The organism is Candidatus Omnitrophota bacterium, assembly GCA_028716565.1.
GTDB lineage: Bacteria > Omnitrophota > Gorgyraeia > Pluralincolimonadales > Pluralincolimonadaceae > Pluralincolimonas.
The window spans coordinates 487,535-500,148 of the sequence record JAQUPL010000001.1; the positions used below are offsets into that span (position 1 = coordinate 487,535).

Sequence of the window (12,614 nt, forward strand, 5' to 3'; positions counted from 1 at the left end):
TCAGTCACCCCTCCCTAGGCCCCGGATAGCTGAGGTTACCCGCCTTATCTGTCTCAAATCGAGGTTTGTGCTGCACGGCAGGTTTAGTACGCGCCTCCAATACCGCGGCGCCTTTTCGATTTTATATGCCTGGTTCCTGAGATACGGCCTCTGGAGGTGGTTCAGGTACCATACCGGCCTTGTCTGTATGCCCTTCGCCAGCAGGTGCCTCATCGTCTTGTCCCTGTCCGCGCCGAATAGCTCCTTTTCGATGACCAGCGAATAGAACCAGTAATTCGGCGCCGTGCCTTCCGGGACCCCCAACATCCCGGCCCCTTTGACCCCCTTTAGCAGTTTTTTATATACCGCGTAATTGTCCTTCTTCACCCTTATGAAACCTTTCAACCGTTCGAGCTGCGCCAGGCCGACAGCGGCCTGTAAATTGGTCAGGCGGAAATTGTAGCCGACCTCATTATGGAGATGTTTTACAGGGTCATCCTTGGCTTGTTCCGTCAGGTACTTTCCTTTTTTCGCCAACAGCCCGTTATCGGTCACGATCATCCCTCCGCCGCCGGTGGTTATTATCTTGTTCCCGTTAAACGAATATACGCCGATGTCGGAAACTGTCCCCGTGAACCTGCCCTTATAAGCGCCGGAGGTGTAATATGCCCCCAGGCTTTCGGTCGCGTCCTCGATGACCTTAAGGCGGTACTTCCTGGCGATCTTCATTAGTTCTTCCATGTCGCAGGGGTTCCCAAAGATATGGACCGGGATAATCGCCTTGACCACCCTTCCGGTCTTTTTGTTCCTTAACCCTGCTTTAGTGGCCGTGCATTCCTTAGCGCAAAATTCCCGGACTTTTACGCAATCGATATTCAAATAATCGTCGCAGTCCATAAAGACCGGTTCCGCGCCGAGGTATTTGACGACATTGACCGGCGCGATAAATGTAAGCGTCGGCACGATCACCTCATCGTCCCTGCCGGCTCCGCAAAGGGCAAGCGCGATATGAAGGCCCGCTGTGCCGTTTACGCAGGCGACCGCATGTTTGGCTTTTACGTAGCGGCAGACGGCGTCCTCGAAATCCTTTACAAAACCTCCGGAAGAAGATACCCAGTTGGTCTCGACGCACTTCTTGAGGTACTGCAGTTCCCTGCCGCTCAGGTTTGGGACGGAAAGTGGGATCATTTTTTAAGGGTCACTATACGTTATAGATTCCGGATTTATAGATATCTTTATTTTCCTTAAACCACGCTATCGTCTTCAAAAGGCCTTTTTCCAGGCTGTATTTCGGCGACCAGCCCAACAAGCGCCGGGCCTTGGCATTGTCGGCCAACAACCGTTCGACTTCGCTTTTTTCCGGTCTTTTCCTTTCAAGGGCCGAATCGATCGTTACGTCGCGGTGAAGGGACAGCGAGATCAGCCGCGCCAAGTCCCCTATTGAGATTTCCGAGTTGCTGCCGAGATTGATGACCTCGCCTACGGCTCTCCGGCATTCTCCCGCACGGATGAACCCGTCAACCGTGTCTTCCACGTATGTCAAGTCGCGGGTCGGGGCCAGGGCACCGAGCTTTATCTTCTTGCCGCCGTAAAGTATCTGCGTGATGATAGTCGGGATCACCGCGCGCGCCGATTGCCTCGGGCCGTAGGTATTGAACGGCCGGACGACCGCGACCGGAAGGTCGAACGAACGGTAAAATGACAAGGCCAGGAGGTCGGCCGCGGATTTAGTCGCCGCATATGGCGATTGGGGGTTTATTGGGTGGTTTTCCGTGATCGGGACAAACTGCGCCGTCCCGTAGATCTCGCTTGTGGACGTGTGGACTACCTTTTTTACGTCCGAATCCTTCGCGGCCTGTAAAATATTCAAAGACCCCCTGATATTGGTCTCGACGTATGCCTCCGGGGAATGGTATGAATAAGGTATCCCGATCAGGGCGGCAAGATGGAAAACAGTCTCGACATCGCGCATTGCATCCCGGACAATGTCGGCATCCCGTATATCGCCGGAGATTATCTCTATGCGGTTTTTACACCGTGAGGACTCCAGCCACCCCCAGGAATTCCTCGAATTGTAATGGACGAATGCTTTTACTTTATACCCGGAAGCGGATAATTTTTCGGTTAAATGGCTCCCGATAAAACCCCCGGCGCCCGTCACCAAAACTTTTTTCTTGGTCATCTCTTTGCTTTCTGAGGACAGAGCTTCGCCCCTTTGGTTACATCCCTGTAACTTTTTCTCATGTTTTTGTTTTTTAAAAATTGCCCTGCTTTTACAGCCTCTCTACCACGTTGTTGTCGACCTCGGCAGCCAGAGACCTGCCGAGAAGGTCCACCGAGATGATCAGCGTCCCCTTCTTGTCATTGAACTTCTCGAATATTCCGATAGCGCCCCTTAACGGCCCGTCGACCACGACGATCCGCTCGCCGACGTTCAGGTAAGGATGCGGCAACGGGTCGATCCCCGACTCCACTATCTTTCTTACGTTATCGATCTGCTCTACGGGGATGGCCAGGGGGGCCACTTTAGTCCCTAAAATATTGACTACGCCCTCCGTCTTCTTGACCTCAAGCCAATCCGTTGCCGTAGGAGCGCACTCGACAAAAAGATATCCCGGGAAAAGCGGCCTCGCCACTTTTATCTTCCTGTCTTTCCTCCTGCTCCATTTGAGGATAGTCGGATAGAAGGTCTTTATCGATCTCTTGTTCAGGAGGTAACTAACCTTGAACTCGTAGTTCGACCGCGTCCTTACCGCATACCAATTCTGGGCTATAGCTATCATATTTTATAAACCATGTACCGGTATTTTAGCCAACTCCTCGTCTGCGCTTATTCTCTTGAGGATCTCGTCTTTGTAACGCATGGAAGTTATTATTATTGCGTCGGGCTTAAGGTCCCTGATCGTTTCCGCCCCGCCTATCGTGAAATTGAATTTCTTCGTGCCTTGCTTCGCCTTATCGTCGTCGACTATCCCCAAAAGCTCAATATTGGCCTCGTTTGATATCACAAACGCCACTTCCATGACGTCTCCGGCGCCGTAGAAAACCACCCGTTTTACGCCCTGTTTAGATATAAAGTCGAGCTTCTCGCTTAGATTTTTCTTGAGATTTATGTAATAGTGGACCGTGTATTCAAGGAAATGGTAGGTGAGCCTGGTTTTTTCGGAAAAACCTTCGGGGGTGAGAAAATATGATATACGCTTGTGGTTTATGCCTTTGACCTTGATGTAGCCCTTTTTTGCCATTTTTTTTAGGCAGGCATTCGTCACGCCCAGGGCTACGCCTAACCGCTCGGAAAGCTTCCTCTGGGAAGCGGTAGAATCCCTCGAAATCTCCTCAAGCAGCTGGAGATTCCTCATGTCCTCATTGGGCTTCAGGAAATTACTGTTCTTTTCCATATCTGGCATAGGGCAATTGACTTGCGGATAACGTTCTAAGAATGAACGATACTAGTTTACGCTATAACTTATGTGCTGTCAATAGGAAAAAATGGGGGGATTTTCTTGGTGGGAACCGGTACCGGTTATGCCTTGGATGCAACTATGTATGATACCAATTTTGCCAATTCCTGGCTTGGAATATCCTTGTACCTTTTGCAGATCTCGATGCCTTTTAACTCATTTAAAGCTGTCTTATCGGCCTCGGATTCCTCGTGGTCGAGCTTAAATCCCGCCTTTTTGAAGATCTCAACATACTCAAAATGCCTTAAACGGTTTTGGTAATCCAGGCGGTCCAGCGATAAGATGATCTTATGGATATTCTCGCTGAACTTAAGGTAGTTAAGCTTCGGGATGCCACTGTCGTTATGCGCCCAGTGGTCGGAATTGTCGATAATATGGCACATCTTGCCGCTATCCTTCAGTATCCGGTTAAAAACCCTGGCTATGCCCGGGATCGCCTCCTCCGGTATATGCTCCAGGGTCGCCCGCGATATTATAATATCGACGGACTTGTCCGGCAGGCCGGCGTCCTCGATATCGCACGGCGCAATATATTGCATATTAAAACTTTCCAGCATCTTCTCCAAGGTAAGGCCTTTATCTATCGCCAGTTTTCTTTCAATTTCAGGGATAGGGATCTTCAGCCCGGCGGAGATCGTCTCCCTGTAGCCCCGGAGGCCTTCTACGGTCTTTATCATCATCCTTTTGGTGATCAGCCTTTGTATGTCTATTAATATTATCTTCCTGCACCCTGAGAGGTAAAAAATGACGGGGATCGCCGGCATCCAGCCCGGTCCGGTTTCCAGCAAAGTCTTACCCTCTGTATTACAGCCGACGGAACGCAATAATTCGACTTGCCGCATCCCCTGCTCTACCGCTTCCGGGGCAACACGGCCGGGAAATAGATCTCCCTTTAACTTCCGGATTTGCCTTGAAAACGGCAGGAAGCCCGATAAAGTATTCTTCAAAAACCTTAATTGCCATTTCATCTTTTTTTACGGGAGGCGAGCATTTCAAACTGATGGCGGATATAGAAAAACGCGTTCTTGGCAACGAGCGAGATTAGCGCTTGCCCGCCGCGCATGAGGCGCCGGAAATCTTCCGTTGTATCCATGGACCTCAGGTTCGCCAGCCATATGCGGGGGGAACCGTAATATTCCAAAAAAGCGCGCTTGTACCAATATTTCATTCCCTCGATCCCGAAATTCGGGTTTATGTATACGGGGTTATCGAAATCGATGGATAAGAAATCGCTCCATTTGGCATCCTGGCGCAAACCGCCGTCCGCCTTGCAACGTTCATACAGGGCTGTCCCCGGATACGGCACCGGCAGGTAAAACATCGCCATCTCCGCGTTTAACGTCTTGGCATAACGGATAGTGTTGCGGACCATCTCTTCCGTCTCGCCGGGCAGGCAGATAATAAAGCTGGTAACATACTTGAAGCCGGCCTTACGTATCCATTCCACGCCGCGGGTCTGTTTCTCGACGGTAGTGTTCTTTTGGACGATATCGAGCGACGCCTGGTTCCCTGATTCTATGCCCAGGACGATCTTCCTCCCTCCCGCCTTGTACATGGCGTCCAAAAGCTCCGGGTCGACGGTGTCGGCGCGCGTGTTGCATATCCATTTCAGGCCCAGTTTTGCCTTTATCATGAGATCCATTAATTTCATTATATAAGCCCTGTTCATCGTAAATGTGGAATCCTGGAAATATATTCCGCGCGCGCCTTTCTCGTCTTTAAGGACCCTCAATTCCTCAATAACGCGTTCCGGCGTATAGCGCCGCGCTTTCTTACCCGAGATTATAGACGCGCCGCAATAAGTGCAGCAATAAGGACAGCCGCGCTGCGTTATGAACGGGTAACTGGGTAATGTCACATATTGGGACGGATGCGGGACATATCGTTTTAGATCAATGTCGCTGTAAAGCCCCGGGGGCAGGCTATCGAGGTCGTCTATGAAGCCGCGAGGCGGATTAACAGCTATCCTCTTCCCGTCCCTATAAACCAGGCCCTTGATGCCCGAACGGTTGTTATCCCCCCCGGCCAAGGATAGCACCAACTCCTCTAAAGTATTCTCTCCCTCCTGGAGGATTATGAAGTCTATCTCAGGACACTGCTGCATGCTTAATTCCGGCATCGTCGTCACATGGATATTGCCCATGACAAGCTTGCAATCCGGCAGGACCTTCTTTACGAATGCACCTGTCGCGAAAGCATAATCGGCCGTGGGGGTGTATACCGGCAATGCGACTACATCGTACCGGGCGCTGCGGAGGCGGGCGGCAAGGGACGCCTCGTGAAGGTCCTCCAGGATGGTATCGAGGAACTCGACATCGTAGCCGCGATATTTAAGCCGGGTATATATCGAGATCATTCCCATAGGCGGCAGGTAGCCTTTTTGGCTTTTAACGCTGCCCCAGGCGGCTTTTGACGGGTATAACGGCTCCATCAATAAGATCTTAAGTTTTTTTGGGTTCATTTTTTCCATGCTACATAGAGCGCGTTCAAATACCATTGCGTCCAAAAATATTTCTTTTTAATATTTACGAAACCGGCGGCTTTAAGCCTCCCGGTGATCTCTGCGGCGGTAAGGTAATACTCCTCATCGCCGGACATCCCCCTCTCCGAATCCACATCGTGGTGCGTGCCGAAAATTTTATCGTACAGCATTACGACCTTGTGCACCAGGATCTCGGCCAGCGGGTCACCCATCGTGACGATAATATTGCCCCTATCCTTCAGGCAACGGTACGCCTCCCGCAACTCAACATCCCTTAAAGGCCTGGGTATGTGGTTCAGGTTCGCGATAAAAGTGGCCGAATCGAAGCTGCGGTCGTCAAAAGGGAAATGGGAAGTGTCTTTTATGACATTCTCTTCCGAAAGCCCCTCATACCGGTATACATCTATGCCCTTCCCGTTCCCCTTCAAGTATTCCGCGATGAACTTATTGTGCCTGCCGCATCCTACATCAAGGCAATATCCGAGAACCTCTTTCCTTGCGTAAGAGAACCTTTCCGAAGCGAGCGAGGATAACCCCCATTTGTCTTCCTCGAATAGAGTGACCGCGCGCAGCGGAAAAGTCATGAAGTCCACGATCTCCCTGAAAGACGGCATCGTTATACCTTTATTTTAGGCCTGACAATATACGCGTATGCACCGTTCATACCCAAAAGGAACCAAAGGTAGCGCATCGGCAAAATATCAATGCTGAACCCCACCAGCAAGAAAGCTATTATCCCCGCCGCTATTATCCTTGTGTCGCCGGACTTCATGGCCAGCCCCATGTGGGAACCCAATAAAACCAATATGGCCAGCAGGCCCGCTATCCCCGTTTCCGCGGCCCAGCCAAAATACGTGGAGTGAGGGTCTTTAGTCCTCCATAAAGGGTCGTCCGGGTCGAATATAGACTCTCTCGCCTTATCCCAATCGAAGTAATCCGCCAGATTGCGGTTATACCTGCCCGGCCCCACCCCGAAAATCGGGTGGTCTTTCCACATCTTTAACCCGGCCTCCGACTGCAGGTAATATTCCGTGTTTTTCGTGGTCATCTTAAGCGGGTTAAGCTGCACCGGAAAGACCCAGATCACTACCGTCGCTAAAGCCAGCGCGGAATATAAAAGGGTGAAAAGGCTTGCGGAGATCTTTAATAGCGCGTATTTCCTGACAGGCGTTAACATGAACAAACCCGCCGTAGCCAGCAAAAATACTCCCGACGCGGTCCTGCTTTTCGTCAGGGCGGCCGCCAATATGTGCAGGCACAGCAACGCAAGGTATATCCCGGCCTTTTTGCCGTCCTTTATCCTCTTTTTCATAAGCAAAAGTATGACGGCTGTGCCTGTTATCAAATACGCGGCGAGCATGTTCGGGTTGCTGAATGTAGAGGTAATCCTCAAATCAAAATGGACCGCGCCTGGGAAAAATATCAATTCAGACTGCGGATTAAGTGTAGGCACGAGCGAATTAGGCGCGCCTGTGGCGCAGGCAGCGGCATACCCCATCAATCCCAATACGCATACGGACGCGCTTGTCCACGCCCACACACGTAAATAATAGTACCAGTCGATTTCGTCCCTGACCGAAATAACGATCGCGATATACATGACGCACAGGTATGCTATCCCCGAATATTCTATGAAATCTACCAGCCGCGGTTTAGCCAGGAAAAGCGAGACCGCAAATGTCGTTAATAAGAAAACCAGGGAATAGAGGTTTGGGATCCCGCGTTTCAGAGATATTCCCCGTTTGACGGCCTGGTAAACGACCCAGAGGAACAAAAAGATGAACACTATTTCCGTATACTGTATCTTGCGCTGGAAATACGGGAGCGAGGGCATCTTTACGAAAGGCATCAGCGCGATAAAAAGGCTTAACAGGATCTTAGTTATTACCACGGGAGTTCCTCCACATGGAGAAAACTAATAAATTATACAGCTTGTAAGCGTTGTCTTCCTTCCCTGACGCATGACTTGCATATAATGACCTTACGTAATCCGCGTCGAATTTTACCTCCGAGAGGCGGCATAATTTATCCGTTTCGTCGAATAACAGGTCCCTGAAACCGCGCTCCTCTTTTAACCATTTTCTTAGCGGCATATTAAACCCTTCCTTCTTACGGGAAGTGACGCAGGCGGGCAGGTCTTCGGCCAGTATCTTCCGCAACAATTTTTTGCTCTGGTGCCCGAAAACTTTTTCTATGAAAATATGGTCCAGGAGGGGGACCCTTGCCTCTACGGAATTGGCCATGCACATCCTGTCTACCTTCGTCAGCATGTCGCTCGGCAGGTATGTATTCAGGTCGAGATATTTGTATTTACTGACGCCTTTTAGCCTGTCCGACCTTTCGAAATACGGCCGGTAAAAATCATCGAGTTCGGACAGGGTTTTTTCGCTCGCGACTTCCGGCGATGCCAATTGCCGGATATCCCGGTCATCGAATATCCGCCTCCAATAAAGGTGCGAGTAGGACGGTTCCCGGTCCGCGAACTTCACGAACCGCCTCAACTTTTCGTCGATTCCTACTTTCTTGCCCGATACGGGTAACAGGCCGGCTACCCCTGAAGCGGCATTCTTGATAAAACCGGGGAGCATCCTGTAATACGGGGCTATGGCATCCGCGATATAAGTGTCGTAACCGCCGAAGACCTCATCGCCTCCCTCACCTGTCAGGACGACTTTAACGCGCTTATTGGCCATTTTGGCGAGGAAATGGACCCCCACCATCGAAGAATCGGCAAACGGCTCATCGAGCCCGGAGACGATCTCGGGAAATTCTCTGAGGAATCTCCCGCCGTCTATAATATCTACAAAATGCTCGGCGCCGTAGCGCTCGCTTACTATGCGGGAAAACCTGGTCTCATCATGCGAAGGTTCGGAAAACCCTACGGAGAAGGCGGGGATGTTATCCTGGTAACGCGAAAAATGGCGCAATACAATACTGGAATCTATGCCTCCGCTGAGGAAGATGCCAATCGGGACATCGCCTATCAGGTGCGCCTTTACCGATTCATCTATTGCGGAATCAACCTCATCCTCTTTCTGCTGTTTTCCGCCTGGACGCGCCAACGCCGATGACCCGGCATCCCAGTAGCGGCGCTCCTCTATTTTTCCTTCTTTATATACCAGATAATGGGCGGGCTGGAGGCATTTTACGCCTTCATAGATGGTGCGGGGTTGCACTACGTAGTTAAAGCTAAGATACATATAGAGGCTCTGCGGGTCTACCTTCAGGCCCAATCCCCGGCAGGCCTCCAAAGAACGTATTTCTGAGGAAAAATATATCCCGTCATCTACCGGCATATAGACGAGAGGTTTTATGCCGAACCTGTCCCTGGCCAGTACCAGGCATTTTAAGCGGTCGTCCCATATACTTATGGCGAACATGCCCCTGATCTGGCCTAAGAAATCTACTCCCCATTCCTCGTAAGCATGCGCGATTACTTCAACGTCGCTTTTTGTGTAAAATTTATGCCCTTTGCTTCTCAATCTTTCCGCGAGATCGTAAAAATTATATATCTCGGCATTTGCCGTCACCCAAATATCTTTATTTTCGTTATGGATCGGCTGGCTTCCGCCGCTCAGGTCCACTATGCTTAACCTCCTGACGGCCAGCCCCGCCCCGTCCTTCAGGAAATAACCTTCTTCGTCCGGACCCCGGCGGATCATCGGCCCGTTCATGGACATGAGCCTATCCCGGGCGTCAAAATCCAGCTTCTTAACGGCGAACCCGCATATACCGCACATAAAATCCCTATTTATATTTCTCTAAGCGGAGGGAGGCGATCTGGTCGCAAATAATGCCCAAAAGCACGCTTAGGATGCCGGATATGACTATTATTAACGCGCCTATGGATAAGCCCTGTTTTACCGTCACGAATTTGTAAGCGCCGTAACCGGCGCCTATAGTGAACAGGAATATGCCGATGGAAAAAAATATCCTTATCGGGTCGAAAAGCGCTATCAGCCTCAATATTAATACGATAATACGGCTGCCGTCCCTAAACTGCTTTACGTGGCTTACGCCCTGCCGCTTCCTTGCCATGATCCTGCAGAATTCGATAGAGAGCCCGCTCTTTATGAAAACGATCGTCGACGTGACCGAGAACGAAAATTGGTCGGACAACAAACCCAGGTATTTTTCGATGACGCTTTTCCTCGTGACCCTGAAACCGCAGTTGACGTCCTTGATCTCCGTATCGGCGATAAAATTCGTGACCCATTTCAAAACGAATTTCCCGAGGCTCCGGCTTTCCGCCAGTTCGCGCGCGTTCATCCTTTCGCCGATGACCATGTCGTTACCTTCGTTCAATTTTTCGACCATTTTCTTTATATCGCCGGGGTTATGCTGGCCGTCGCCGTCTAAAAAGACCAGGACCTCGTTGCGGGCATTCCTTATGCCGGTCTTCAGCGAAGCCCCGTAACCGAGGTTCTTTTTGTGCCTGATGACCCGCGCGCCCGAATCTCCCGCTATGAGCCCGCTGTTGTCGGTAGAGGCGTCGTCCACGACGATGACCTCGTCGATATCAACCTCTCCTTTTGACGCTGTGATCTCGCTTAAGACCCCTTTCAGGGCCTTCTCTTCGTTGTAGACGGGGATGATCACAGATATTTTGCCCGGATTTTTGTTCATTATGGCAGATCCTTTCGCCGTCAGGAAAACCTGAAGAAATTAACCGTCTCTTTGAGGCCTTTTTCCAGGGAAATCCTGGGAGTCCATTTAAGTTCTTTTCTCGCCTTCCTTATATTGGGCCGGCGCACCTTCGGGTCGTCTACAGGGAGGGGCTTATACGTTATCCTGCTCCTGCTCCCGGTAAGGGATATGATCCTTTTGGCCAGGTCGAGAAGGGTCTCCTCGTTGGGGTTTCCGATGTTTACCGGATCGTTCAGGCCGGAGAGCATCAGCGCGTATAACCCCCTTACGAGGTCGTCTACGTAACAAAAACTCCTTGTCTGTCTGCCTTTTCCGTATACGGTGATCGGCTTATTTTCAAGGGCCTGCGTTATGAAATTCGGTATCGCGCGGCCGTCGTTCCTGCGCATCCGCGGGCCATAGGTATTGAATATGCGGACTATCTTCGTATCGACTTTATGCACCCTGTGGTAGGCCATCGTTATGGCCTCGGCGAAGCGTTTCGCCTCGTCGTAGACGCCCCTCGGACCTATCGGGTTTACGTTGCCCCAATATGATTCCGGCTGCGGATTTACCAGCGGGTCACCGTATACTTCGCTCGTCGAGGCGAGCAGGAATTTCGCCTTTTTGGCTTTCGCGAGGCCCAATGCGTTATGGGTACCGAGGCTTCCGACTTTCAGGGTCTGGATAGGATACATAAGGTAGTCGACAGGGCTCGCGGGAGAGGCGAAATGGAGCACGTAGTCGACCGGTCCGCTGACATTTATTTTTACGGAGACGTTATGGTTTACGAATTTGAAATTTTTGTTGCCGAGGAGATGGGAGATATTCTCCTTTTTGCCGGTTATGAGGTTATCCATGCAGATGACATTATGCCCTTTACCTGTAAGAAAATCACAAAGGTGCGAACCTATGAAACCGGCGCCGCCTGTTATGAGTATCCTCAACTCTTTCCCTCCAGAAAATCTATCACACCCCGCGCGACGAAACGGGCTTCTTCATCTTCCAGTTCCGGGAAGACGGGAAGGGCCAATACCTCTTGACACGCCTCTTCGCTCACCGGGAATTCGCCTTCCTTCCACCCGAGCCGGCCGTAGACAGGCTGCATATGGAGCGGTACCGGGTAATATACCGCTGTAGCGATACCTTTCGCGTTAAGCGACTCCCTCAATCCGTCCCTTCCTTTTACCCTTATGTTATATATATTATATACGTGCTTCCGGCCTTTTTTCTCTGCGGGGACCGTTAATTTTCCTGCCTTGCTTAAATTTTCGAACATTTTATTATAAAGCCGCGCGTTTTTGCGGCGGGATTCGTTCCATTCGTCGAGATGTCGCAATTTTATCCTCAATATCGCCGCCTGGAGCTCATCCAACCTGCTGTTGCGGCCTTCTGTCTCGTGGCGATACCTGTCGGATTGCCCGTGGGCACGCAGCATTTTTACCTTGTCGGCGAGCGTCTTATCATTAGTCGTGACCATCCCTCCGTCGCCGAAACATCCGAGGTTCTTGCTCGGGAAAAAACTGAAACACCCGATATCACCGAAAGTTCCGGCCCTTTTCGATCCGAACCCGGCGCCTATCGCCTGCGCGCAGTCCTCGATGACCCTAATGCCGCGTTTTTTGGCGATGCTCATCACCGCGTCCATATCGCAGGTCTGTCCGAAGAGATGCACCGGGATTATCGCTTTGGTCTCAGCGGTAATGGCCTTTTCTATGAGGCCCGCATCGATGTTGAAAGTGTCCGGTTCTATATCGACGAGGACGGGTTTCGCGCCGTTAAGGCAAATAGCCTCTGTGGTGGCGATAAAGGTAAAGGGGGTCGTGATAACCTCGTCGCCGTCCCCGATACCCAGAGCTTTGATGGCAAGCTCCAGCGCATCGGTGCCGTTTGCGACGCCGACGGCGTATTTTGTCCCGCAATATTCCGCGGCTTCTCCTTCGAATCCGGCCACATTTTCCCCGAGGATATAAATACCTTTCTCGAGGACGGACTTCACGGCCGGGTCTACCTCGCCCTGTAATTTCCTGTACTGCCTGGTTAGATCCACCAATGGGACTTTCATT

General features: G+C 51.0%; 12 protein-coding genes. All 12 read right to left on the reverse strand.

Going from position 1 to position 12,614, the window contains the following annotated elements:
- Nucleotides 1-1,167, reverse strand: coding sequence for a LegC family aminotransferase (locus tag PHO67_02510; GenBank protein ID MDD5546021.1), 1,167 nt, complete (start codon nt 1,165-1,167; stop codon nt 1-3).
- A 13-nt stretch (nt 1,168-1,180) separates the two neighbouring features.
- On the reverse strand, nt 1,181-2,161 hold the full coding sequence (locus PHO67_02515; protein ID MDD5546022.1) for an NAD-dependent 4,6-dehydratase LegB: 981 nt from the start codon (nt 2,159-2,161) through the stop codon (nt 1,181-1,183).
- Nucleotides 2,162-2,252: 91 nt separating this feature from the next.
- Nucleotides 2,253-2,762 (reverse strand): UpxY family transcription antiterminator, encoded by a 510-nt coding sequence (locus PHO67_02520; protein ID MDD5546023.1) that lies wholly within the window; start codon nt 2,760-2,762, stop codon nt 2,253-2,255.
- 3 nt (nt 2,763-2,765) lie between these two features.
- Complete coding sequence (locus PHO67_02525) at nt 2,766-3,386, reverse strand: winged helix-turn-helix transcriptional regulator (GenBank protein ID MDD5546024.1); 621 nt, start codon at nt 3,384-3,386, stop codon at nt 2,766-2,768.
- Nucleotides 3,387-3,502: 116 nt separating this feature from the next.
- The gene (locus PHO67_02530; GenBank protein MDD5546025.1) at nt 3,503-4,282 is read right to left on the reverse strand and encodes a methyltransferase domain-containing protein; all 780 of its coding nucleotides are present in this window, start codon (nt 4,280-4,282) and stop codon (nt 3,503-3,505) included.
- A 122-nt stretch (nt 4,283-4,404) separates the two neighbouring features.
- Complete coding sequence (locus PHO67_02535; GenBank protein ID MDD5546026.1) at nt 4,405-5,901, reverse strand: radical SAM protein; 1,497 nt, start codon at nt 5,899-5,901, stop codon at nt 4,405-4,407.
- Nucleotides 5,898-6,536 (reverse strand): methyltransferase domain-containing protein, encoded by a 639-nt coding sequence (locus PHO67_02540; GenBank protein MDD5546027.1) that lies wholly within the window; start codon nt 6,534-6,536, stop codon nt 5,898-5,900. The genes PHO67_02535 and PHO67_02540 overlap by 4 nt, the downstream gene beginning before the upstream one ends.
- 2 nt (nt 6,537-6,538) lie before the next feature.
- Entirely contained in the window at nt 6,539-7,813 is a 1,275-nt protein-coding gene (locus tag PHO67_02545) for an O-antigen ligase family protein (protein MDD5546028.1), read from the reverse strand.
- A complete protein-coding gene (gene asnB / locus PHO67_02550) occupies nt 7,800-9,662 on the reverse strand; it encodes an asparagine synthase (glutamine-hydrolyzing) (GenBank protein MDD5546029.1) in 1,863 nt (620 codons plus the stop codon). The genes PHO67_02545 and asnB overlap by 14 nt, the downstream gene beginning before the upstream one ends.
- Before the next feature lie 7 nt (nt 9,663-9,669).
- Nucleotides 9,670-10,548, reverse strand: coding sequence for a glycosyltransferase family 2 protein (locus tag PHO67_02555; protein MDD5546030.1), 879 nt, complete (start codon nt 10,546-10,548; stop codon nt 9,670-9,672).
- A gap of 20 nt (nt 10,549-10,568) precedes the next feature.
- The gene (locus PHO67_02560) at nt 10,569-11,495 is read right to left on the reverse strand and encodes an SDR family oxidoreductase (GenBank protein MDD5546031.1); all 927 of its coding nucleotides are present in this window, start codon (nt 11,493-11,495) and stop codon (nt 10,569-10,571) included.
- Entirely contained in the window at nt 11,492-12,613 is a 1,122-nt protein-coding gene (locus PHO67_02565) for a DegT/DnrJ/EryC1/StrS family aminotransferase (GenBank protein MDD5546032.1), read from the reverse strand. Before PHO67_02565 ends, PHO67_02560 begins: the two co-directional genes overlap by 4 nt.
- Between the last annotated feature and the right edge of the window lies 1 nt (nt 12,614).